This window comes from Planococcus daihaiensis (assembly GCF_049262615.1).
Classification (GTDB): domain Bacteria; phylum Bacillota; class Bacilli; order Bacillales_A; family Planococcaceae; genus Planococcus.
In genome coordinates this window covers 2,528,494-2,552,396 of sequence record NZ_CP175504.1, presented here as the reverse complement: position 1 = coordinate 2,552,396, position 23,903 = coordinate 2,528,494, and the positions used below count along the sequence as shown (strand labels likewise).

Annotated in this window: 16 protein-coding genes, 3 rRNA genes and 3 riboswitches; all 19 genes read right to left on the bottom strand. The window is 47.6% G+C overall.

What is annotated here, in order from left to right:
- Window positions 1-8 precede the first annotated feature (8 nt).
- On the bottom strand, window positions 9-1,427 hold the full coding sequence (gene purF, locus DHX103_RS12535; protein ID WP_422122610.1) for an amidophosphoribosyltransferase: 1,419 nt from the start codon (window positions 1,425-1,427) through the stop codon (window positions 9-11).
- Window positions 1,403-3,631, bottom strand: coding sequence for a phosphoribosylformylglycinamidine synthase subunit PurL (gene purL / locus DHX103_RS12530; protein WP_422122609.1), 2,229 nt, complete (start codon window positions 3,629-3,631; stop codon window positions 1,403-1,405). Before purL ends, purF begins: the two co-directional genes overlap by 25 nt.
- On the bottom strand, window positions 3,615-4,298 hold the full coding sequence (gene purQ, locus DHX103_RS12525) for a phosphoribosylformylglycinamidine synthase subunit PurQ (RefSeq protein ID WP_422122608.1): 684 nt from the start codon (window positions 4,296-4,298) through the stop codon (window positions 3,615-3,617). Before purQ ends, purL begins: the two co-directional genes overlap by 17 nt.
- The gene (gene purS / locus DHX103_RS12520) at window positions 4,295-4,549 is read right to left on the bottom strand and encodes a phosphoribosylformylglycinamidine synthase subunit PurS (protein WP_144840886.1); all 255 of its coding nucleotides are present in this window, start codon (window positions 4,547-4,549) and stop codon (window positions 4,295-4,297) included. The genes purQ and purS overlap by 4 nt, the downstream gene beginning before the upstream one ends.
- Window positions 4,546-5,262 (bottom strand): phosphoribosylaminoimidazolesuccinocarboxamide synthase, encoded by a 717-nt coding sequence (gene purC / locus DHX103_RS12515; RefSeq protein ID WP_422122607.1) that lies wholly within the window; start codon window positions 5,260-5,262, stop codon window positions 4,546-4,548. Before purC ends, purS begins: the two co-directional genes overlap by 4 nt.
- A gap of 15 nt (window positions 5,263-5,277) precedes the next feature.
- The gene (gene purB, locus DHX103_RS12510; RefSeq protein ID WP_422122606.1) at window positions 5,278-6,573 is read right to left on the bottom strand and encodes an adenylosuccinate lyase; all 1,296 of its coding nucleotides are present in this window, start codon (window positions 6,571-6,573) and stop codon (window positions 5,278-5,280) included.
- Window positions 6,573-7,712, bottom strand: a complete 1,140-nt coding sequence (gene purK, locus DHX103_RS12505) for a 5-(carboxyamino)imidazole ribonucleotide synthase (protein ID WP_422122605.1) — start codon at window positions 7,710-7,712, stop codon at window positions 6,573-6,575. The genes purB and purK overlap by 1 nt, the downstream gene beginning before the upstream one ends.
- Complete coding sequence (gene purE / locus DHX103_RS12500; RefSeq protein ID WP_422122604.1) at window positions 7,709-8,197, bottom strand: 5-(carboxyamino)imidazole ribonucleotide mutase; 489 nt, start codon at window positions 8,195-8,197, stop codon at window positions 7,709-7,711. Before purE ends, purK begins: the two co-directional genes overlap by 4 nt.
- A gap of 134 nt (window positions 8,198-8,331) precedes the next feature.
- Window positions 8,332-8,431, bottom strand: a riboswitch (purine riboswitch).
- Between the two features lie 86 nt (window positions 8,432-8,517).
- Window positions 8,518-8,706 carry an NETI motif-containing protein gene (locus DHX103_RS12495; protein ID WP_422122603.1) on the bottom strand — a complete coding sequence of 63 codons (189 nt, stop codon included), beginning with the start codon at window positions 8,704-8,706 and terminating at the stop codon, window positions 8,518-8,520.
- Window positions 8,703-9,224, bottom strand: a complete 522-nt coding sequence (locus DHX103_RS12490; protein WP_422124772.1) for a DUF2179 domain-containing protein — start codon at window positions 9,222-9,224, stop codon at window positions 8,703-8,705. Before DHX103_RS12490 ends, DHX103_RS12495 begins: the two co-directional genes overlap by 4 nt.
- Window positions 9,225-9,543: 319 nt before the next feature.
- Window positions 9,544-9,659, bottom strand: a 5S ribosomal RNA gene (rrf, locus tag DHX103_RS12485).
- 149 nt (window positions 9,660-9,808) lie between these two features.
- Window positions 9,809-12,742, bottom strand: a 23S ribosomal RNA gene (locus DHX103_RS12480).
- Window positions 12,743-12,955: 213 nt separating this feature from the next.
- Window positions 12,956-14,505 (bottom strand): 16S ribosomal RNA (locus tag DHX103_RS12475).
- The 16S, 23S and 5S rRNA genes sit together here, the layout of an rRNA operon.
- 574 nt (window positions 14,506-15,079) lie before the next feature.
- Entirely contained in the window at window positions 15,080-16,417 is a 1,338-nt protein-coding gene (locus tag DHX103_RS12470) for an NCS2 family permease (RefSeq protein WP_422122602.1), read from the bottom strand.
- Window positions 16,418-16,551: 134 nt separating this feature from the next.
- Window positions 16,552-16,653: riboswitch (purine riboswitch) on the bottom strand.
- A gap of 103 nt (window positions 16,654-16,756) precedes the next feature.
- Window positions 16,757-18,295, bottom strand: a complete 1,539-nt coding sequence (gene guaA / locus DHX103_RS12465) for a glutamine-hydrolyzing GMP synthase (protein WP_422124771.1) — start codon at window positions 18,293-18,295, stop codon at window positions 16,757-16,759.
- A 128-nt stretch (window positions 18,296-18,423) separates the two neighbouring features.
- Window positions 18,424-18,525, bottom strand: a riboswitch (purine riboswitch).
- A 32-nt stretch (window positions 18,526-18,557) separates the two neighbouring features.
- A complete protein-coding gene (locus tag DHX103_RS12460; protein ID WP_422122601.1) occupies window positions 18,558-20,747 on the bottom strand; it encodes a transglutaminase TgpA family protein in 2,190 nt (729 codons plus the stop codon).
- Window positions 20,744-21,958, bottom strand: a complete 1,215-nt coding sequence (locus DHX103_RS12455; RefSeq protein WP_422122600.1) for a DUF58 domain-containing protein — start codon at window positions 21,956-21,958, stop codon at window positions 20,744-20,746. The genes DHX103_RS12460 and DHX103_RS12455 overlap by 4 nt, the downstream gene beginning before the upstream one ends.
- Complete coding sequence (locus tag DHX103_RS12450) at window positions 21,955-22,905, bottom strand: AAA family ATPase (RefSeq protein WP_422124770.1); 951 nt, start codon at window positions 22,903-22,905, stop codon at window positions 21,955-21,957. The genes DHX103_RS12455 and DHX103_RS12450 overlap by 4 nt, the downstream gene beginning before the upstream one ends.
- Before the next feature lie 161 nt (window positions 22,906-23,066).
- Window positions 23,067-23,894 (bottom strand): ammonia-dependent NAD(+) synthetase, encoded by an 828-nt coding sequence (nadE, locus tag DHX103_RS12445; protein WP_422122599.1) that lies wholly within the window; start codon window positions 23,892-23,894, stop codon window positions 23,067-23,069.
- Between the last annotated feature and the right edge of the window lie 9 nt (window positions 23,895-23,903).

The following is a 23,903-nucleotide window of genomic DNA, read 5'->3' as shown; positions in this document are numbered from 1 at the left end:
TCCTCCTATTAGCTGAATTCTTTTTGATGCGGCAAAACGGTATCCGGATAAATATCTGTCGGGTATTCCCCTGTGAAGCAAGCCAAACAATGACCGCATTTCGAGCCCGGATCAGTGCGTCCAATATTCTGTACCATTCCGTCCACCGACAGGAATGTCAGCGAATCGGCACCAATCTGTTCGCGCATTTCTTCCACCGTGTTATTGGCGGCGATCAACTCACCGGATGTACTGGTATCGATGCCGTAGAAACACGGATTTTTGATCGGCGGTGAACTGATGACGACGTGCACTTCGGTTGCGCCCGCTTCTTTCAGCAATTTGACGATGCGGCGCGAAGTGGTCCCTCGGACGATGGAATCGTCGACCATGATGACGCGCTTGCCCGCAACAACCTGGCGCACCGGCGACAATTTCATCTTGACGCCCTGCTCGCGAAGATCCTGGGACGGCTGGATAAAGGTCCGTCCGACATAACGGTTTTTGATCAAGCCGAGTTCGTACGGGATGCCGCTTTCTTCCGAATAACCGATAGCAGCCGAAATGCTCGAATCGGGTACGCCGGTTACCACATCCGCTTCAATCTGCACTTCTTTCGCCAATTGTTTACCGAGGCGTTTGCGTGCTGTATGGACGTTGATGCCATCGATATCTGAATCCGGGCGAGAGAAATAGACATATTCCATCGTGCAGATTGAGCGCTCGTTCGGATAAGCAAAACGTTCTGCACGCATTCCATCTTTATTCACTACAATAAATTCACCTGGTTCAACCGCACGGACAAATTCTGCCCCTACAATATCAAATGCACAGGTTTCCGAAGCAACCACCCAGGAATCACCGAGTTTGCCGATCGATAGCGGGCGCAGACCGTTCGGGTCAAGGGCGATATACATCGCTTCTTCCGTCAGGATGGCACAAGCGAACGCACCTTTTAACAGGGATAACGCATTTTTTATTTTTTCCTCGAAACTTTCATAACCGCTCCGTTTGATCAGATGGGCTAATACTTCCGTATCCGAAGTCGTCTGAAAAATGCTGCCCTGACGCTCAAGATGTTCCTTCAGGTGATTGGCGTTAACCAGATTGCCGTTATGCGAAATGGCCAGGCTTCCAGTAGTGGAATTGAACAGCAACGGCTGAACGTTTTCAATGCCTTTGCCGCCTGCCGTTGCATAACGCACATGGCCGATTGCGCCGGTGCCTCCCATTTTCGAGAGCTTCTCCGGTGTGAACACTTCATTGACAAGCCCTTCACCTTTTACCGGTTTTAAGGTTTGTCCGTCTGTCGTCACGATTCCTGCACCCTCCTGCCCTCTATGCTGCAGGGCGTGAAGGCCGTAATACGTAATCTGTGATGCATTTTCATGGCCCCATATTCCGAAGACGCCGCATTCTTCATTTAAGCTTCTGATTTCAGCAAGCATGGTATTGCCCCTTTCCAAGCTGAGCGAAGCGTTTCGACCGAATCATTGACCCAAGTCGTTCCGTCTTCACTTTTGATCGTTAATGTCCGTGTGTCTGTGACCCTTCCGATTTGCTTGGCATCTGCAACGAGCTGTTCGAATTGTGCTGCGTTGTCAGGAGAAACTGTGAGGATAAAACGTGATTGAGATTCACTGAAAAGAGCTGTAGTGGCTGAACCGGTTAACGTAATATCCAGTCCCAAGCCGTTGCCGAAAGCTTTTTCTGCAAGTGCCACCGCAACGCCGCCTTCTGCCACGTCATGCGCTGACGCCACCAACCCTGTTTGAATCGCTTGGAGGATTTGCTGCTGGCGCTGTGCTTCAATAATTAAATCGATGGATGGCGCTTTCCCGAAGATGCGTCCTTCGACCATTTTCTGCAGTTCACTGCCGCCGAATTCCGTAAAGCTGTCGCCAATCAAGTACACCAGGTCGCCAACATCCTTCGCATCCTGCGTGGTGACGTGGGACAGGTCTTCGACTAAGCCCACCAACCCGATTGTCGGTGTCGGATAGATGGCCGTGCCATTTGTTTCATTGTATAAAGAGACGTTGCCGCCGATAACCGGTGCGTCGAGAATCGTGCATGCTTCCGACATGCCGTCCGCCGCTTTTTCCAGCTGCCAGAAGATTTCCGGCTTTTCCGGACTGCCGAAATTCAGGCAATCGGTGATGGCGAGCGGTTTTGCACCAGATACGACAACATTGCGTGCCGCTTCCGCCACTGCAATTTTGCCGCCTGTTTCCGGGTCCAGATAAATATAGCGGGAGTTACAATCCGTCGTCATCGCCAGGCCTTTATTGGTGCCGCGAACACGGATTACTGCTGCATCCGATCCCGGAGAGACTACGGTGCTTGTGCGCACCTGGTGATCATATTGATCATAAACCCATTCTTTCGAAGCAATCGTCGGCTGTTTCAATAAAGCCGTCAGCGTTTCGCCGTAGTTTTCGACTTTCGGCTCCACATTCTCCATTTGCTGATATTCTTTGAAATAAGCGGGTACGCTTGATGGTTTATGGTACACCGGCGCGTCTTCTGCCAGCGCATCAACCGGCACCTCTGCCACGATTTCGCCTTTATGAAGTAGGCGCAACGTGGAATCGTCTGTGACGGTTCCAACCGTTACCGCGTCCAGTCCGTATTTCTCAAACAACTCGACAATTTCGGGTTCACGACCTTGTTTCACAACAATCAGCATACGCTCCTGCGATTCAGACAACATCATTTCGTAAGCCGTCATCCCCGTTTCGCGCTGCGGGATGTGATCCAAATCCATTTCGATTCCCGAACCTGCTTTTGACGCCATTTCTGCAGAAGATGAAGTCAGCCCTGCCGCTCCCATGTCCTGGATGCCGATCAACGCATCGGATTTTACAAGTTCCAGACACGCTTCCAGCAATAATTTCTCCATGAACGGATCGCCCACTTGTACCGCGGGACGATTGTCACCGGAGGATTCCGTCAATTCTTCTGACGCGAATGTTGCTCCGTGAATGCCGTCGCGTCCCGTTTTCGCCCCGACATACATCACCGGATTGCCGACACCGGAAGCGATGCCTTTTTGAATGTCCTTGTGGTCAATCAAACCCACACACATCGCGTTGACCAGTGGGTTGCCGTCATACGAAGCATCAAATTGCACTTCGCCGCCGACTGTCGGGATGCCGATGCAATTGCCGTATCCAGCGATACCGGCAACCACTTCTTCAAACAGGTATTTCACGCGCGGAGTAGTCAACTCACCGAAACGCAATGAGTTCAGTAGTGCAACCGGCCTTGCGCCCATTGAGAACACGTCGCGGATAATGCCGCCGACACCAGTCGCCGCTCCTTGGTAAGGTTCGATTGCTGAGGGGTGATTATGCGATTCCATCTTAAATACCACGGCCTGGCCGTCGCCGATATCAACAATTCCTGCGCCTTCGCCCGGCCCTTGTAAGACACGCGGCGCTTTGGTCGGGAATTTTGCCAGCACCGGTTTGGAGTTTTTATAAGAGCAATGCTCCGACCACATGACTGAGAATAAGCCGGTTTCCGTGTAATTCGGCGTTCTCCCTAGAATTTTCTCCACCATGGCGAATTCTGCATCCGACAATCCCATTTGTTTATATATTTTCTGTTCTTTGATTTGTTCAGTATTTGGTTCAAGCATGACTGACATTTGCTTCCCTCCACTGTTTGACGATTGATTTGAATAAAGACAATCCTTCACTGCCACCGATTAGGTCCGATACAGCGCGTTCCGGATGCGGCATCATGCCGAGCACGTTCCCACGCTCATTGACGATTCCCGCAATATTGTTGCGGCTGCCGTTAAAATCATCCGCGTATGAGAAGACGATTTGATTGTTCTTTTTCAATTGTTCGTAGGTCGCATCGTCGCAATAATAATTTCCTTCACCGTGTGCAATTGGAATCTGGATTTCCTGGCCTTCTGCATATTCATTGGTGAACAGCGTATTGGCGTTTTCAACTTTCAAGGAAACCGTGCGGCACATGAACTTCAGGTTTTTATTGCGCAGCAGCACTCCCGGCAGGAGGCCTGCTTCGGTCAGAATCTGGAATCCGTTGCAGACCCCGAGAACCGGCTTGCCTGCCTCTGCCGCCTTTTTCACTTCGTCCATCACAGGAGAAGACTGGGCGATCGCGCCGCAGCGGAGGTAATCCCCGTATGAAAATCCTCCCGGCAACAGAATGCCGTCGTAACCGCTTAAATCGGTCGAATCATGCCAAACATATTCCGCTTCTTCACCAAGTTCATCCTTGACCGCGTGGTACATATCCAAATCACAATTGGATCCCGGAAATACGATTACTGCGAATTTCATTGCGAGACAGCCTCCTCAATTTCGAAACGGTAATCTTCAATCACCGTGTTCGTCAACAGCTTATGGCACATTTCATTAACGTAAGCATCAATATCACGTGTATCGTCTGAAATCACAAGTTCCAGGTATTTGCCGATGCGAACATCTGCAACATCGCTGTAACCCATTTTATGAAGAGAACCCATTACCGCAGACCCTTGTGGATCTAATACGCTTTCGCGCAAAGTGACGTAAATTTTTACTTTTTTCATGAATGTTGTCCTCCCAGTTTAGCTAAAATGAGTTGATACGCTTCTGTTAAATCCCCAAGGTCGCGGCGGAATACATCTTTATCAAGCTTCTGTTTCGTTTTTGCATCCCATAACCGGCACGTGTCCGGTGAAATTTCATCGGCCAATAAAACATTGCCTTGTCCGTCGCGGCCAAATTCAATCTTAAAGTCCACCAGGTCCACGCCGACTTCCTTGAAGAAGCCGATCAGCACGTCATTGACCTGCAAAGCTTTCTCGCGCAGCTCCTGAACCTCTTCGGGCGATGCCAATTGCAGCATATCAATATGGTCTTCCGTAATAATCGGATCACCCAGTGCGTCATCTTTATAATAGAACTCAACGATCGGACGCTTCAAAACGGTTCCTTCTTCCAAACCGAGCCGCTTGGCCATGCTGCCGGCAACGATATTCCGCGTCACCACTTCGACCGGAATAATTTCTACTTGCCGTACAAGCTGTTCGTGGTCAGACAATTGTTTGACGAAATGGGAAGCAATGCCCGCCCCCTGCAATTTTCCGAAAATCAATGATGTGATTTTATTGTTCAGCATGCCTTTGCCGACGATTTCCGCTTTCTTCTCACCGTTAAAAGCTGTAGCTGAGTCTTTGTATTCCACCCATAAAATATCCTGTTCGTCCGTTGCATATAAGCGTTTTGCTTTGCCTTCGTACAATAGCTGACCTTTTTCCATGTTAGAAGCCCCCGTTTAGTTTAATCCAAGTCGGTTGAAAATCATGTCCACTTGCTGCAAGTGATGGTTATAGTCGAAGCAATCGTCCAATTCTTCTTTTGATAATTTGGAAGTGATCGTGTCGTTCGCTTCCACGACGTTGCGGAAATGCGTTTGGTTTTCCCATGCTTCCATCGCACATGGCTGAACCGTATCATATGCCGCTTCCCGGGCCATGCCTTTGTCGATCAATGCCAACAAGACGCGCTGCGAATAAATGAGGCCGAGTGTCGAATCCATATTGCGCTTCATGTTTTCCGGGAACACCGTCAAATTCTTCACAATATTGCCGAACCGGTTCAACATATAATTCAAAGCGCTTGTCGCATCGGGCAAGATCACGCGTTCCGCAGATGAATGCGAAATATCACGTTCGTGCCAAAGTGCTACGTTCTCGTAGGCAGTCAGCATATAGCCACGGATCAAACGGGCCAGGCCAGTCATGTTCTCTGAGCCGATCGGGTTGCGTTTATGCGGCATCGCTGAAGAACCTTTTTGCCCTTTGGCGAAAAACTCTTCCACTTCACGCGTTTCCGATTTCTGAAGGCCGCGGATTTCTGTCGCAAATTTCTCGATTGATGACCCGATTAATGCCAGTACACTCAAATACTGCGCATGGCGGTCACGCTGCAGCGTCTGTGTGGAAATCGGCGAAGCCGTAAGTCCAAGCTCTTTGCAGACATATTCTTCGACAAACGGATCGATGTTGGCGTAAGTTCCAACTGCTCCGGACATCTTGCCGGTTTCGATGGATTTTGCTGCCGCTTCAAAACGTTCCAGGTTGCGCTTCATTTCCTCGTGCCATAACGCCAATTTCAACCCAAAAGTTGTCGGTTCTGCATGGACACCATGCGTCCGGCCCATCATGACCGTCATTTTATGCTCTTTGGCTTTATTTGCTAAAATCTCAATAAAATTTGTCAAATCTTTGCGGATGATTTCGTTTGCCTGTTTCAGTAGATAGGATAATGCTGTATCCACCACGTCTGTTGACGTCAGCCCGTAATGCACCCATTTGCGTTCTTCACCCAGCGTTTCAGATACCGCACGCGTAAATGCCACGACATCATGGCGCGTTTCTTCTTCAATTTCAAGAATGCGATCCACTGAAAATGAAGCGTTTTTGCGGATCAACGCCACATCTTCTTTCGGGATATCCCCTAATTCCGACCAGGCTTCACATGCCAATATTTCAACTTCCAACCAAGCGTTATATTTGTTTTCTTCTGTCCAAATTGCGCCCATTTCGGGTCTCGTGTAACGTGCTATCATTATTTTTCCTCCAGTTTTTCCGCCCAAATGCCAGACGCTTCTATTTCTTCAAGTGTGCCATCCAAGTCTTTCGTCAGAATGGTCACATGGCCCATTTTACGATTATGCTTTGCTTCTTCTTTGCCATAAAGATGGATTGACCAATTCGGATATTGCGCGACTTTTGACGTGATTGGCGCAACATGCTGCCCCAGTATATTGATCATTACGGTATCAGACCATAATTCCGGCTTACGCAGTGGCCACCCGCAAATCGCCCGTATATGCTGGTGAAACTGTGAACTATTCGTCGCTTCTATCGAATAATGCCCCGAATTATGGGGGCGCGGCGCCAGTTCATTCACCAGAATATCACCATTTTCCAGTACGAACATTTCAACAGCCAACGTCCCAATCATTTCAAGATGCTCAGCAATAGCCTCAGCTGCCTCCTTCGCTTTGGAAATCGTTTTACTATCAACACGGGCAGGCACAATCGTCTCATGCAGAATATGGTTTTTGTGCACATTCTCGCCTATCGGCAATAAAGCCGTTTCCCCGTTGCCATTGCGTTGGATAATCACTGAAATCTCTTTTTTAAATTCGACAAATTCTTCTGCCACACATTCACCATTGCTGAACAAAGATTCAGCTAGCGGCAGATCATTTGCAGTTTGAATCGTCTGTTGTCCCTTACCGTCATAGCCGCCTCTTGCCGTCTTGACAACAAATGGATAATTGATCGATTCACTTTTATCCACCAGATCCTGATAATTCTCAGCAACGATATATTTTGCTACCGGAACACCAGCTTTTGTGATTTCCTCTTTTTCAACTATCCGATTTTGCGTTATCCTGATTAGTTCCGATCCTTGTGGAACATAGGCGATACCCATTAAATGGCGCAGCCCCTCAACATCTATATTCTCAAACTCATAAGTGATGACATCACTCACAGCTGCCAATTCCTCCAAAGCTTCCAAATCATTATATGGAGCAATCAACTGCACATCTGCGACCTGTCCAGTTGGCGAATCCATTGCCGGGTCCAATACAGCAATTTTAAATCCCGCTTCTTTAGCAGCCATAGCCATCATCCGCCCCAATTGGCCGCCTCCGATAATTCCGATGGTTTGCCCGGGTAAAATCGTTTTCATCATATAAGATCCTCCGTGCTTCTAAGAACTTCAGCTGCGTTTTTGTCTCTGCGTGTCTGCAATGTTTCAGCTACTTGTTCATCAAAACTTCCAAGAATCTGAGCTGCCAACAATCCTGCGTTTACAGCGCCCGCCTTGCCAATCGCCACCGTAGCAACCGGCACTCCACCGGGCATCTGCACAATTGATAACAATGAATCCAGTCCATTTAATGCTTTCGATTGAATAGGAACACCAATTACCGGCAAAGTGGTTTTAGCTGCAACCATTCCTGGAAGATGAGCCGCTCCCCCTGCACCTGCAATAAGCACTTTGAGGCCTCGGCTTCTTGCGCCTTCAGCGTAGCTGAACATCAAATCCGGCGTACGATGTGCGGAAACGACTTTTTTCTCGTAAGCGATTTCCAACTCATCAAGTACGTCACAAGTATTTTTCATTGTTTCCCAATCACTCGAACTTCCCATGATTACACCGATTCTCGGATTCATCGAATCTCTCCTTTTAAAAAGTAAAAAGCCCTCAAATAAACTGCTCACTTTTACGTGAAAAGCAGTTTACTTAAGGACTTCAAAATCAACGAAATAGAGACTGATGGCATAAATGCACATCCCTCGCGTCATTTCCATAAGTTGCTTTCCCGCATAGTCCAGACATTCCGGTGTCTTGGTAGAAACGCAGAAGCCAATTCTTCTGCATATATGGGGTTTCCTCATTAATCATAACAATTCATTATTTGCTAGTCAATAATTAAATCCGAACAATAATTTTTCAGATTATATTATAGTTCGGTTTTTCGTCGCACAATAAATTATTCTTCGAGTTTAATGCCTTTAAACTTCACCATTTGCCTCACAGGTACGGGTGTCCCATCCCTGTCTTCAAATAACGGTTCTTCTTTTCTTCCTGCTGCCATATAACCTTCCGCTTTCATACGCTCAAGGCAATCTTCGATAGTTTCATCTTCTGTGACTTCAAACCACATTGTTTTTTTGCTCATTTAAACAGATTCCCTTTCCTGACTTGTTTAACCCAGAACCCGCCATGTATAGATTTCGGTTCATAAGCTATTATAAAAGCCTTTGGATCGATTTCCTTTATTGTCATGTAAAGTTTCAATTCCATTTTTCTCGGCGTCAAAATCTGCATCGATTGACGGTCGCCATCTCTGCCATTGGCTGCCCAATCAGTTACTCCATACCCTTTTTCACGCAGCATCTTGGGAAGGTGTTGGCTTTGTTCACTGGTTATAACATTTACCGTTATGTAGCCCAAAGCCATCTTCTCTTCGATTATAGAGCCGACTATGACTCCGGAGCCGTAGCCGATTGCATAAGCTACAAGATTTTGGACCTGGTCCAAGTTATCCAGCACCAATCCGAGACCTACTATATAAATCACTACTTCCACCATACTTACCATTGCCGCCAAATAACGGTAGCCTTTTAAAGTCATGATCATCCGAATTGTAAAAAAAGTGACATAGACAATATTGATGGAGAAAATGATAATTACCATTAACCAAGGATTTATTTCCACTTCGTACACCCTTTCATTTTCCCCTTAATAATTAAATTTTATATTAGTCGAATTTTCCATATTAAGCAAGGGTGAAAGGTCTTCCCATACTACACAGGGAATAGGGATTTTGAGGCAGATTTTTCAAACAGCTGCACTAATCGATTTGACAAAACCCGTTTTGTGTATTGATGTGTGAACATCTTCATATAGAAATGCAAAATCCTATATTATATAGAAGAAACTTTTGCGATTTCTTTATTTGCCTAATAGACAAAAAAGGACGCCACCGCTTTCGCGGTGACGACCTTTTTTCTGTGCCCAGCGGCGTCCTACTCTCACAGGGGGAAACCCCCAACTACCATCGGCGCAAAAGAGCTTAACTGCCGTGTTCGGGATGGGAACGGGTGTGGCCTCTTTGCCATCGTCACTGGACTATTTGATCGTGGTTCTTTTTGAAAGACAAGACTAAGTATACCATTTCTGGTGATTAATACAAGCTTTTTTCAAAACTTTATCTTATTCTTTCAAAACTGGATAAACGACATTGATCCGGATCGAACTTCGCGCTTCATGAAATGAATTTGGTTAAGTCCTCGATCGATTAGTATTCGTCAGCTGCACGTGTCGCCACGCTTCCACCTCGAACCTATCTACCTCATCGTCTTTGAGGGATCTTACTTGCTTGCGCAATGGGAAATCTCATCTTGAGGGGGGCTTCGTGCTTAGATGCTTTCAGCACTTATCCCGGCCACACATAGCTACCCAGCGATGCCCCTGGCGGAACAACTGGTACACCAGCGGTGTGTCCATCCCGGTCCTCTCGTACTAAGGACAGCTCCTCTCAAATTTCCTGCGCCCGACGGATAGGGACCGAACTGTCTCACGACGTTCTGAACCCAGCTCGCGTACCGCTTTAATGGGCGAACAGCCCAACCCTTGGGACCGACTACAGCCCCAGGATGCGATGAGCCGACATCGAGGTGCCAAACCTCCCCGTCGATGTGGACTCTTGGGGGAGATAAGCCTGTTATCCCCGGGGTAGCTTTTATCCGTTGAGCGATGGCCCTTCCATGCGGAACCACCGGATCACTAAGCCCGTCTTTCGACCCTGCTCGACCTGTACGTCTCGCAGTCAAGCTCCCTTCTGCCTTTACACTCTGCGAATGATTTCCAACCATTCTGAGGGAACCTTTGGGCGCCTCCGTTACTCTTTAGGAGGCGACCGCCCCAGTCAAACTGCCCGCCTGACACTGTCTCCCACCCCGATCAGGGGTGCGGGTTAAAGTTCAATACAACCAGGGTAGTATCCCACCGACGCCTCCACCGAAGCTGGCGCTCCGGGTTCATTGGCTCCTACCTATCCTGTACAAGTTGCACCAAAATTCAATATCAGGCTACAGTAAAGCTCCACGGGGTCTTTCCGTCCTGTCGCGGGTAACCTGCATCTTCACAGGTACTATAATTTCACCGAGTCTCTCGTTGAGACAGTGCCCAGATCGTTACGCCTTTCGTGCGGGTCGGAACTTACCCGACAAGGAATTTCGCTACCTTAGGACCGTTATAGTTACGGCCGCCGTTTACTGGGGCTTCGGTTCGCACCTTCGCTTGCGCTAAGCACTCCCCTTAACCTTCCAGCACCGGGCAGGCGTCAGCCCCTATACGTCACCTTACGGTTTTGCAGAGACCTGTGTTTTTGCTAAACAGTCGCCTGGGCCTATTCACTGCGGCTCTCTCGGGCTGTAACACCCTACCAGAGCACCCCTTCTCCCGAAGTTACGGGGTCATTTTGCCGAGTTCCTTAACGAGAGTTCACTCGCTCACCTTAGAATTCTCTTCTCGCCTACCTGTGTCGGTTTGCGGGTACGGGCACCTCCCGCCTCGCTAGAGGCTTTTCTTGGCAGTGTGAAATCAGGGACTCCAGGGCGCAATGCCCCTTGCCATCACAGCTCAACGTATCAGGAATGGGATTTGCCTCATTCCACGCCTCACTGCTTGGACGCGCACAACCAACGGCGCGCTCACCTTATCCTTCTGCGTCCCCCCATTGCTCAAACGGCGGGAGGTGGTACAGGAATATCAACCTGTTGTCCATCGTCTACGCCTATCGGCCTCGACTTAGGTCCCGACTGACCCTGAGCGGACGAGCCTTCCTCAGGAAACCTTGGGCATTCGGTGGACGGGATTCTCACCCGTCTTTCGTTACTCATACCGGCATTCTCACTTCTAAGCGCTCCACGAATCCTTCCGGTTCCGCTTCGACGCCCTTAGAACGCTCTCCTACCACGGATCTCTTGCGAGATCCATCCACAGCTTCGGTAATCCGTTTAGCCCCGGTACATTTTCGGCGCAGTGTCACTCGACCAGTGAGCTATTACGCACTCTTTAAATGATGGCTGCTTCTAAGCCAACATCCTGGTTGTCTAAGCAACGCCACATCCTTTTCCACTTAACGGATATTTGGGGACCTTAGCTGGTGGTCTGGGCTGTTTCCCTCTTGACTACGGATCTTATCACTCGCAGTCTGACTCCCAATCATAAATCACTGGCATTCGGAGTTTGTCTGAATTCGGTAACCCGGGATGGGCCCCTAGTCCAAACAGTGCTCTACCTCCAGGATTCTAAAAGATTGAGGCTAGCCCTAAAGCTATTTCGGAGAGAACCAGCTATCTCCAGGTTCGATTGGAATTTCTCCGCTACCCACACCTCATCCCCGCACTTTTCAACGTGCGTGGGTTCGGGCCTCCAGTAAGTGTTACCTTACCTTCACCCTGGACATGGGTAGATCACCTGGTTTCGGGTCTACAACTGCATACTCTGTCGCCCTGTTCAGACTCGCTTTCGCTGCGGCTCCGGTTTCTCACCTTAACCTTGCATGCAATCGTAACTCGCCGGTTCATTCTACAAAAGGCACGCCATCACCCATTAACGGGCTCTGACTACTTGTAGGCACACGGTTTCAGGATCTATTTCACTCCCCTTCCGGGGTGCTTTTCACCTTTCCCTCACGGTACTGGTTCACTATCGGTCACTAGGGAGTATTTAGCCTTGGGAGATGGTCCTCCCGGATTCCGACGGAATTTCACGTGTTCCGCCGTACTCAGGATCCACTCTGGAGGGAACACACTTTCGGCTACGGGGCTGTTACCCGGTATCGCGGACCGTTCCAGGTCGCTTCGCCTAACGCGTTCTTTTGTAACTCCGTATAGAGTGTCCTACAACCCCAAGAGGCAAGCCTCTTGGTTTGGGCTGTTCCCGTTTCGCTCGCCGCTACTCAGGGAATCGCATTTGCTTTCTCTTCCTCCAGGTACTTAGATGTTTCAGTTCCCTGGGTGTGCCTTCGCATGTGTTATGAATTCACACATGGATACTGCCCCATTACAGGCAGCGGGTTTCCCCATTCGGAAATCTCCGGATCAAAGCTCACTTACAGCTCCCCGGAGCATATCGGTGTTAGTGCCGTCCTTCTTCGGCTCCTAGTGCCAAGGCATCCACCGTGCGCCCTTCCTAACTTAACCAAGTTGGTTCTGTTAAAAAGTTGATCACCGATTGGTGATCGTGTCACTTCATGAATCGCTTGTTTCGTTTTGTTTCAATGTCGTTTTATCCAGTTTTCAAAGAACAAGTGTTGAAAGTCACGCCACCAGGCATCGCCTGCAGGTGAACCTTCAAAACTGAACGCAAAACGTCAACGCCAAACCCGCAGGTCTGGCTTCCGATAATATCCTTAGAAAGGAGGTGATCCAGCCGCACCTTCCGATACGGCTACCTTGTTACGACTTCACCCCAATCATCCGTCCCACCTTCGGCGGCTGGCTCCACGAATGGTTACCTCACCGACTTCGGGTGTTACAAACTCTCGTGGTGTGACGGGCGGTGTGTACAAGGCCCGGGAACGTATTCACCGTGGCATGCTGATCCACGATTACTAGCGATTCCGGCTTCATGCAGGCGAGTTGCAGCCTGCAATCCGAACTGAGAACGGTTTTCTGGGATTGGCTCCCCCTCGCGGGTTGGCTACCCTTTGTACCGTCCATTGTAGCACGTGTGTAGCCCAGGTCATAAGGGGCATGATGATTTGACGTCATCCCCACCTTCCTCCGGTTTGTCACCGGCAGTCACCTTAGAGTGCCCAACTGAATGCTGGCAACTAAGATCAAGGGTTGCGCTCGTTGCGGGACTTAACCCAACATCTCACGACACGAGCTGACGACAACCATGCACCACCTGTCACCGCTGTCCCCGAAGGGAAAGCCTAGTCTCCTAGGCGGTCAGCGGGATGTCAAGACCTGGTAAGGTTCTTCGCGTTGCTTCGAATTAAACCACATGCTCCACCGCTTGTGCGGGCCCCGTCAATTCCTTTGAGTTTCAGCCTTGCGGCCGTACTCCCCAGGCGGAGTGCTTAATGCGTTAGCTGCAGCACTAAGGGGCGGAAACCCCCTAACACTTAGCACTCATCGTTTACGGCGTGGACTACCAGGGTATCTAATCCTGTTTGCTCCCCACGCTTTCGCGCCTCAGCGTCAGTTACAGACCAGAAAGTCGCCTTCGCCACTGGTGTTCCTCCACATCTCTACGCATTTCACCGCTACACATGGAATTCCACTTTCCTCTTCTGCACTCAAGTCCCCCAGTTTCCAATGACCCTCCACGGTTGAGCCGTGGGCTTTCACATCAGACTTAAGGGACCGCCTGCGCGCGCTTTACGCCCAATAATTCCGGACAACGCTTGCCACCTACGTATTACCGCGGCTGCTGGCACGTAGTTAGCCGTGGCTTTCTGGTGAGGTACCGTCAAGGTACCAGTAGTTAGTTGGTACTTGTTCTTCCCTCACAACAGAGTTTTACGATCCGAAAACCTTCGTCACTCACGCGGCATTGCTCCGTCAGACTTGCGTCCATTGCGGAAGATTCCCTACTGCTGCCTCCCGTAGGAGTCTGGGCCGTGTCTCAGTCCCAGTGTGGCCGATCACCCTCTCAGGTCGGCTACGCATCGTCGCCTTGGTGGGCCATTACCCCACCAACTAGCTAATGCGCCGCGGGCCCATCCTGCAGTGACAGCCGAAACCGTCTTTCCGTGCAGCCTCAGGAGAGGCCGCAAACTATTCGGTATTAGCACCGGTTTCCCGGAGTTATCCCGATCTGCAGGGCAGGTTGCCCACGTGTTACTCACCCGTCCGCCGCTGAACCAAGGGAGCAAGCTCCCAAGGTTCCGCTCGACTTGCATGTATTAGGCATGCCGCCAGCGTTCGTCCTGAGCCAGGATCAAACTCTCCATTATAGAGTAGTTGATTGCTCAAATACTTGCTGGCGCATCGCGGTCTAAAAGACGCACGATTCGCTTTGATCTGCGTGATGCTGATCAGTAAGTTTGCGCGGGCCGTTTTGCGCGACCGTTGCTGTTTGTTGACGTTTTGCTGTTCAGTTTTCAAGGTTCAAATTATAACGCCGCGCTCATTGGCGACTTTATTAATATATCAGCTGTGAAATAATAAGTCAACAATTATTATTAAGTATTTTATAAGTGCCAACAAATTAATTATAACAGAATATTCTAAAATTAAAATTACAAACGAGTTACAAGTTTGAAAGGAATAATTTCCTTTACATTGAAAGCTATGGCGGAGTTTTTAAATCTTACATTTACTAACTGCCTTTCTTCCTAACAATACTCCGAATCAATAGTGCCCGTAAATTTCTCACTAGTTTATGTCCCGTTTCAAAACCTCCTCCAGAAATAAAGCGCCAAAAATTTTCACCAATTTTTTATCTGGAAAAAATTTTGACTTTCTTCTATATAAAAACAGCCAAACAAAAACCCCGCCAAATTATTGGCGGGGCTCCAGCAAATGATTCTATACCAGGAAGATAAAGTATAGTACAAAGATGACAAACAATCCGTACATGATTGGATGAACCTGTTTCCCTTTTCCAGCCGCAATCATTGTAATCGGATAAAAGATAAAGCCGATTGCAATACCAGTTGCAATGCTGTAGCCAAGAGGCATCGCAATCATCGTCAGAAATGCCGGTACAGCGATTTCAAAGCGGCTCCAGTCAATTAATCCAAGAGATGAGACCATGAGCACCCCTACAATAATCAGGGCCGGTGCAGTAACCGCACTCGTAATGACTTCCAACAGCGGATAAAACAGGATAGCAACAAGGAATAATACCCCAGTAACTACAGAGGCAAATCCTGACCGCGCTCCCGCTGCTACTCCTGAAGTAGATTCAATATAAGATGTTGTTGTCGATGTTCCGAAAATGGCACCACCAACTGTTGCGATTGAATCAGCAAGAAGAGCTTTGCCCGCTCTTGGAAGCTTATTGTCTTTCATCAAGCCTGCCTGATTGGCAACAGCTACCAAAGTTCCGGCAGTGTCAAAAAAGTCTACAAATAGGAACGTTAGAACCACTACCAGGAATTGGATCGTCATCAATGATCCAAAGTCATTGAAAATAGGTTCAAGAGCGACACCGAAAGTAGGACCCATATCCGGGACATTCAAATCGATGATGGCACTCGGCAAATTGATGACGCCAAAAATCATACCGACTACTGCCGCAACAAGAATACCGAAGAAAATTCCACCTTTGAATCCGCGTACCATGAAGATAACTGTTACAAACAAACCGAAAATCGCAAGCAAAGTAGATGGATTAGCCAAATCGCCGATGCCCACCATCGTATCAGGATTACCGACGACTATGCCTGCATTCTGTAAACCGATAAATGTAATGTAAAGGCCGATACCTGCGCCGACTGCATATTTCAGTTCTTTCGGTATGGCATTTATAATCGTTTCACGAACGCCGGTTAACGTAAGAATCACAAAAATCACACCTGAGAAAAGTACACCTGTCAATGCCGTTTGCCACGGAATGCCGTAAGTAAGGATTACCGTATAAGCAAAAAATGCGTTTAAGCCCATACCTGGAGCAAGTGCTATCGGGTATTTGGCTAGCACACCCATTAATATCGAGCCGAGTGCTGCAGCCAGAGCAGTTGCCATGAAAACAGCGCCATAGTCCATGCGCATTGCATCCGGGAGATCCGGCACTGATGCCAAAGTCAACGTCAGCGGATTAACAACAAGGATATAAGCCATTGCCAAAAATGTCGTCAAACCACCGATAAATTCCTGACGGTAATTTGTTCCTAGTTCTTCAAACTGAAAATATTTCTTCATGATTCTATTGCCTCCGCGTGCTGTCGCAAAGATGCTGTTAAAACAAAAAACGCATACAGCCAATAGCCGTATGCGTTCCCGATTCTAAATTCCCGGAATAACTAATCCAGAAAAATTTTATTCCATAGGTAAAGATGGAATAAAACTAAAATCGTAGTCGAGTCATTTACGGTAACTCGGTAGAAACTTTCGGGCCATATCCCCGACATTATACGACAGCGTTATTTAATTTCTATTGTAGAATAACACATCAATTAAAATCAAACAACCCTATTCACGAACATTATTTCTGTTTTGCGATTTTTAGTTCGTGATTAGATCTATTATATGAAAATCCCTCTATTCCCATTCAATAGTTGCAGGCGGTTTGCTCGTTATGTCATAAAGTACCCGATTGATATGATCGACTTCGTTTACAAGCCGAACACTGATTTTTTCGAGGACATCCCAAGGAATTCGTGCCCAGTCAGATGTCATGCCATCGATCGAAGTCACTGCTCGGATGCCGATTGCGTAATCATATGTCCGCGCATCGCCCATGACGCCGACGCTTCGGATGTCGGGCAGCACGGTAAAGTATTGCCAAATATCACGGTCAAGACCGGCTTTGCTGATTTCGTCGCGCAATATCCAATCAGATTCGCGGACGATTTCAAGTTTCTCTTCTGTGACTGCTCCCATAATGCGGATTCCCAGACCCGGACCAGGGAAAGGTTGACGCCAGACGATTTCGTCCGGCATACCCAGTTCAGTGCCGAGAACGCGTACTTCATCTTTAAACAAAGTATTTAACGGTTCGATCAGTTTAAATTGCATATCGTCCGGCAGTCCGCCGACATTGTGGTGCGATTTAATCGTCTGTGCAGTTGTAGTGCCACTTTCAATAATATCAGTGTATAAAGTTCCTTGGGCAAGAAAATCCATGCCTTCAAGTTTTGACGCTTCGTCATCAAAGACGTAAATAAATTCATTGCCGATAATTTTTCGCTTTTGCTCTGGATCGCTAACGCCCGCCAACTTGTTCATGAAGCGCTCTTGTGCGTCGACTTTTATGACATTCATATGGAAGCCGTCTGCGAAGGTTTTCATGACGCTGTCGGCTTCTCCTTTACGGAGCAAGCCGTGATCAACGAACACACATGTCAATTGGTCCCCGATGGCTTTATGGATCAGCACCGCAACAACAGAAGAATCCACTCCCCCGCTTAAAGCGCAAAGAACTTTTTTGTCTCCCACTTCTTCACGAATTTTTTCGATCTCCAGTTCGATGTAATTTTCCATAGACCATTCTGCAGCCATGCCGCAAATTTCGAAGACGAATTGACGCAGTAATTCATTTCCATAAATTGTATGGCGAACTTCCGGGTGGAACTGGACCCCGTAAAATCCTCTGGATTCGTCAGCCATTGAAGCAATCGGGCAGCCTGCGCTGGTTCCGATGACATCAAAGCCAGGAGGAGCTTCAGTTACTAGGTCACCGTGGCTCATCCAGACAATTTGTTCATCCGGCATTCCTGAGAACAGCTTACTTTCTTTTATAAGTTTCACTTCTGCTTTTCCGTATTCACGGTTTTGGGATTTTTTTACGTCCCCTTTTAAATGCAGCGCCATCAATTGCATGCCGTAGCAGATCCCGAGAATTGGAAGTCCCATCTCGAATATCGCATCGTCGATTGAAAAAGCATTTTCATCGTAGACGGAGTTTGGTCCGCCGGAAAAGATGATACCGGTTGCATTCATTTCTTTTATTTCTTCAGCTGTAATTGTGTGGGGGTGGAGCTCGCTGTAGGCACCAAGTTCACGGATACGTCGCGTGATCAATTGGTTGTATTGACTTCCGAAATCTAAAACGACGATTTTACTTTGTTCTTTTAACATTGGACTAACTGGCAAAACCTTCACCTCTTCTGATCGATTTCAGGGTCTCCAAATAATAAAAGAACGCGAAAAGTCTCCTCGCGTTCTTTTGCTCTACATCAAAAAGGCGAAGCCCCATGCAAAAATAGGCATGTGGCATCCGCCTTCATAGTCAAGTCATTTCCGGGGACTTGGTAGAGACATCCGATCCATATCACCGGACATATATGAGGGCACCTGTACTTTATAATTTTCTCAATTGTACAAGTTAGTTTCCTTAAAATCAACTGGTTGTACGATTGATTAACTTTTCCCAACTTTCCTTCAATTCGCTCCATTCAACGGTTTCCGGCTTCCCACCGTAAACTGAGCGCTCATAGGAAGAAGTCAGGCGCGTCATTTCTCTTGTCCCGAAAAAGGAGTCGATGTATCTGGCATAGGACATGAGCGTCTGCCCGTCTTCCCTTTTAATGCCGTAGAGATCCAATTGTTTCAATAAACGTAAATACGCTTTTTCGAATGTCTGCTTTCCGTTTCTTCTGCGGTAATAGGGAACCAGCACTTTCGGCAGCCATTTTTGGCGTTGCGTAAACAGCACAAGGCTCATAAGAATCAATGCAGCTGTTGCCATAAAAATTGATCCGCGATGTTCGGAGACGAAGTCACTTATCCGTTCACCAAAACCAGGGCCCCCCGCCGCTGCAGATGCGGCAGCAGAGTCTTCTTCTTCAAGCTCCGGCTGTTCCGGGACTTCAGGCGTTTCCTGCTCTTCGGGATCGGTGGTTTCGATATCCAAGTCAAAATCGATTTGTGAAGATCCTTCGAATCCGATGGTCGGTTCAAAGAGCATCCAGCCGACACCCGGCATATACGCTTCCACCCATGAGTGCGCATTATTATTGGTAACTTGATAGACGTCGGTTTCCACACCATTCTCATCCACCAATTGTTCGCCTTGGTTGAATCCCTTTACCCAGCGGGCGGGGATATCCAAGCTGCGCAGCATGACGACCATGGAAGTCGAGAAATTATCACAATAGCCGCGTTTTGTATCAAACAGGAATTGATCGACGTAATCCTGGTCTTCTTCTGGCACCGGGATATCTGTCAGGCTGTATTCAAAATCGTTTCGTTCAAAATAATTCTCAATTGCTCTCGCTTTATCGTAAACGGTGTCGGAATCTATGGTGATTTCTTCCGCCAAATCCCGTACACGCTGAGGCAATTCTTCCGGCAGTTGTTTGTAGCGGTCAAATTCGGGCGGAAGCTCTGCCAGTTTGTCAGTTGTCGATTCCCGAAGCCCGGTAAGACTGAAACTTGGTTCATTAAATTGAAGTTCTACGGCATCCGGCTCAAAAGGCGCACCGCTCAATAGAGGTGCAATCTTTTGATCAACAGGAGAATAGCTGTAACGAATGTCTTCCTCCATTTGAATAGATTCTATGCCATAGGGATAGAGGACAAACGGAAAATCCAGCTCCATATCAAGAACGGCATTGATGGATTCATCTTCCGAGCCCGGTTCAAATTCGGTAGCAATCAGATCTCCATTATTATAAAGAACGGGATCCGCTGGCGGCTCACTCAATTCCCAGCCCTTCGTGGTGTAAATATCTTTTGTTTCAACTTTCCAGTATTGGCCATCTTCGACTTCTGCTCTGAACGCCGGTGTGTCATCCCCAACAAACGAGCCGCCCAGTTCGGAATCATCCACTCCGTATCCAATACGACCGACCGATGCTGGGCCAGACCCGCCTTCTCCGGAAAACGAAGTGATGTAAGGAACAGGATCCGGCCATTGCGGTCCTGCTTTCGGCAAATAAAGAGCGAGTGCCGTCGCCACCGCAACCATCAGGAATAATGGAATCATGTAACCGGCTAAGCGCTCAATGTTTTCGTTAATGCGATGGCCTTCAAGCCATCTCGCCAGATGCAGCAATCCCGCAAGCATCAGGCCGATGACCATGATGCGAATAATTGCCGAGTCCCCGCTGTAAGGGCTGAAAGTGTCCAGCACCGCAATGAAAATAACAGTCAGTATATAGAAGAGAAAAATACTTAATCGGAAACTGACCCAATAATGGATCAAGTACACAGCCATCCAAATCAAGCTGAAAAATAGGATGGTCCTAAAAATATCAGTTGTCTCTGCCCAGTTTTGAGCAAACAATGCCTGCAGATTAATTCCCAGATCAGAAAGGATGTAGCCCAAAGCTTCAAATGAAAAAATGGCAGTGTCCGTATAAACATGAATCAGGAACCACATTATATAGAAGATTTTGATCGCTGCCGAGATTCCCCAATGAATCTGCAAAAAGGCCATGAAAATGCTGATTGCGATAAATGCGAGAAAAAGAGTTTTATGGCCCGTATCGGTCAAAGTGATGACCGGCGTAAGCCATTCAGCCAACAGGAGAAAAACCAGCACATATAAAATGGCCATGAAAGCTTTATTCTTTCGAATGGAACTCATTTGCGGTTCACCTCCGTAAAGACTGAAACAAAATTCTCCGGTGCAACATGTTTTACGATAAAGCCTTTTGAGGTCGCAAATTGATGAGCGGCTTCATCCGCTTTTTCAAGTTTTTCCCCTTTTTTTGTAACCACGAGACACATACAAACATTTAAATTTTTAACATTCCTTCTGATTGCTTCGACCATTTCGACTGTCAGCTTGGTGGTTACATAAATCAGTGCTGTTGCACGGATTTGCTGAAGGTTTCGGCTGACCACCTCATTTGCGGGGCGGTCAAGATCAGGCAACACTTTCGTCAAATGGTACATAACCCGCTCCAAATGACTTTCTGAATGGATGACCGGAAACGAATCGACTCTGTTTCCGACTGACATATACGCAACACTTGAATTCCCTCTGACAATGGACTGCAATAAAGAGGCAGTCAGTTCAACCTGTGCCTCGAAATTTTCCGAAGGCCTCCTGTCGTCGAGAAGATACAGGTCTTCCGCCTGCCTGTCTTCAAATTCTTTGGTGCGCAGCGTTTGTGTCCGCGCAAAAGATTTCCAGTGGATCCAGGATACTCTGTCACCTGGCTGATAATCGCGGATTCCCGTAGCCATCGTAGTGTCCTTCACCAACGTATGCGGAGCCAGCATCGCGCCTTGATCGTAACTGGATTCAAGCGCATGGTATGGAATATCGACAGTTCTCGGATAAACAAGAATTGTTTGTTTCAATGGAAACATTTTCGATTTTTTGGTCCAGCCAAAAAAATCAGCCACTTCCACTTCTACGCCTTCCAGCACGTGTTCGCCCCGCGGCATATCCGCAATTTCATAATGCCAGGTATGGGATTTCCGAAAACCGGGCAGGAACATCGTCCGATTATCTGAAGGATTTCTATTGCGCAAAGCAATGGACGTCGTTTTTTCTGTCAGAACCGTATACAGGAGTGGGAAAGACAGTTTGCGATTCATCTGGACTGTCGCAGAATACTTTTGGCCACGTCTTATTTGAGTGGTATGAATTTGCCTGCTCAATTGAAGATCCTGAAGAGGATAAAAATTCAATAATAAGGAATACAGCACAAAAGGCAATGCCATATAAAAGATGAACCAGCTGACGAAACCGCCCTGGAACATCGCGAATGAAAAAGTAAGCAGCAGGATGAAAACCACAAAAATTATTCTTCCCCATAAAGCCAGAGCTTGTCGGACTTGTTTCATTGGCCCACTAGCCTTTGGACCGGCACTTTGGTTTTCGTCAAGATGCGTTCAGTGATTTCTTCCGAGGTTATCCCGTCATACCTTGCTTCAGACCGCAGCATAATACGATGGCCAAAAACGAATTTCGCCAGGTATTGCACGTCATCAGGCGTCACAAAATCACGCCCTTTTAATAAGGCATATGCCTGGGCCGATTTCATCAACGCAATGGAACCGCGGGGGCTGACCCCCAGGTAGACGTATGGATCGCTGCGGGTTTGGCGGGCAAGATCCACGATATAGCTTCTGATTGTATCGTCCACTTTAATGTTTTTTGCTTCGCGCTGAAGTTCGAGTAATTCTTCCAAAGAAATAACCGACTGTAAGCCTTCAATCGGAGTGGAAAATTGGGACCGGCTCAAAACTTCCATTTCTTCTTTCGGACTCGGATAGCCCATTTTTATTTTCAGGAGAAAACGATCCAGTTGCGCTTCCGGCAGTGGATAAGTTCCTTCATATTCAATCGGATTTTGTGTGGCCATAACAAAAAACGGTTTAGGAATCTGCATGGTCACGCCATCGATGGTGACGGATGCTTCTTCCATTGCTTCCAGCAGTGAAGATTGTGTTTTCGGAGAGGTACGATTGATTTCATCAGCCAGAATAATGTTGCCCATGATCGGACCCGGCCGGAAATGGAACTCCATGTCTTTCGGGTTGTAAATTGAAACGCCGACTACATCAGACGGCAATAGATCTGGAGTAAACTGGATACGCTTAAAGTCGGCACCAACCGACTTTGCCAAGGCTCTGACCAGCATGGTTTTCCCGACTCCGGGCACGTCTTCGAGCAGCACATGGCCATGGGACAGCATCGCAACCATACTCAATTCGACGATATCCCGCTTGCCGATAATGACTTTTTCAATATTATCAATAACTTTGTTTAATTGGTCTTTTGGATTCATCATCTTTTCCCCCAGTGAGTGACAGGTAATATTTCGAATTGTCACATTCTTACTCATAAGCATAACGAATTATAAGCAATAACTCAACTCTGCAGTAACGGTGAAACGGCTCATTACACAATAAAAAGCCCTCCTTTAGGAGGACCTTTCCTTTATTTATTTTATTTCCAGAAATCATCAAATACAGTTACCGGCAATTTCCGCTTGTGCATGGTTTTCAAATAATAGCCTTCTAATTTTTCACGGGCTTCATCCGGAATCTCCTTGCCTTCCAGATAATCATCAATCATGTCGTATGTGATGCCGAGCGCCACTTCATCGGGAATCGCCGGCTTGTCTTCTTCCAGATCTGCAGTCGGCACCTTGTTATAGAGGTGTTCCGGGCTGCCCAGTTCCTTCAGCAATTGCTTGCCTTGCCGTTTGTTCAAACGGAAAAGCGGCGTCAAATCCGCAGCGCCGTCTCCGTGTTTTGTATAAAAACCGGTAATGGCTTCTGCTGCGTGATCTGTTCCAAGCACCACCGCATCATGAGTCGCTGCAACGGAATACTGGGCTTTCATCCGTTCTCTCGCTTTTTCATTACCTTTAATGAAATCTGTTATTTCGATATTCGCTTGTTCCAATGCGCGGTCACTGGCATCAACCGCCTCTTTGATGTTGATCGTATAGGTTTTTGTCGGATTGATGAATTTCAAAGCATCCTGTGCATCGGGTTCATCGAATTGTTTGCCGTATGGAAGCCGCACTGCATAAAAGCCGTATTGATCGCTGCCAGTTTCTTCATTCAATTGATCGACGGCCATTTGCGCCATTTTTCCGACCAGAGTTGAATCCTGTCCACCTGAAATTCCGAGGACAAAACCTTTAAGAAATGAATGCTTTTTCAAATAGTCCTTTAAAAAAGTAATCGTTCGTTCTATTTCTTCGGCGGGATTGATTTTTGGCTGAACTTTCATTTCTTCAATGATTTGCTGTTGCAGTTCTGACATATTAAAATC

Excerpts from the sequence above, each read along its gene's own strand:
- nadE (WP_422122599.1), bottom strand. The coding sequence starts at position 23,894 with ATGTCAGAACTGCAACAGCAAATCATTGAAGAAATGAAAGTTCAGCCA.
- purL (WP_422122609.1), bottom strand. The coding sequence starts at position 3,631 with ATGTCAGTCATGCTTGAACCAAATACTGAACAAATCAAAGAACAGAAA.
- purS (WP_144840886.1), bottom strand. The coding sequence starts at position 4,549 with ATGAAAAAAGTAAAAATTTACGTCACTTTGCGCGAAAGCGTATTAGAT.
- DHX103_RS12455 (WP_422122600.1), bottom strand. The coding sequence starts at position 21,958 with ATGAAACAAGTCCGACAAGCTCTGGCTTTATGGGGAAGAATAATTTTT.
- guaA (WP_422124771.1), bottom strand. The coding sequence starts at position 18,295 with ATGTTAAAAGAACAAAGTAAAATCGTCGTTTTAGATTTCGGAAGTCAA.
- purC (WP_422122607.1), bottom strand. The coding sequence starts at position 5,262 with ATGGAAAAAGGTCAGCTATTGTACGAAGGCAAAGCAAAACGCTTATAT.
- purQ (WP_422122608.1), bottom strand. The coding sequence starts at position 4,298 with ATGAAATTCGCAGTAATCGTATTTCCGGGATCCAATTGTGATTTGGAT.
- purF (WP_422122610.1), bottom strand. The coding sequence starts at position 1,427 with ATGCTTGCTGAAATCAGAAGCTTAAATGAAGAATGCGGCGTCTTCGGA.
- DHX103_RS12470 (WP_422122602.1), bottom strand. The coding sequence starts at position 16,417 with ATGAAGAAATATTTTCAGTTTGAAGAACTAGGAACAAATTACCGTCAG.
- DHX103_RS12460 (WP_422122601.1), bottom strand. The coding sequence starts at position 20,747 with ATGAGTTCCATTCGAAAGAATAAAGCTTTCATGGCCATTTTATATGTG.
- DHX103_RS12495 (WP_422122603.1), bottom strand. The coding sequence starts at position 8,706 with ATGAGCAAAAAAACAATGTGGTTTGAAGTCACAGAAGATGAAACTATC.
- purE (WP_422122604.1), bottom strand. The coding sequence starts at position 8,197 with ATGAATCCGAGAATCGGTGTAATCATGGGAAGTTCGAGTGATTGGGAA.
- purK (WP_422122605.1), bottom strand. The coding sequence starts at position 7,712 with ATGATGAAAACGATTTTACCCGGGCAAACCATCGGAATTATCGGAGGC.
- DHX103_RS12490 (WP_422124772.1), bottom strand. The coding sequence starts at position 9,224 with ATGGTAATTATCATTTTCTCCATCAATATTGTCTATGTCACTTTTTTT.
- purB (WP_422122606.1), bottom strand. The coding sequence starts at position 6,573 with ATGATAGCACGTTACACGAGACCCGAAATGGGCGCAATTTGGACAGAA.
- DHX103_RS12450 (WP_422124770.1), bottom strand. The coding sequence starts at position 22,905 with ATGAATCCAAAAGACCAATTAAACAAAGTTATTGATAATATTGAAAAA.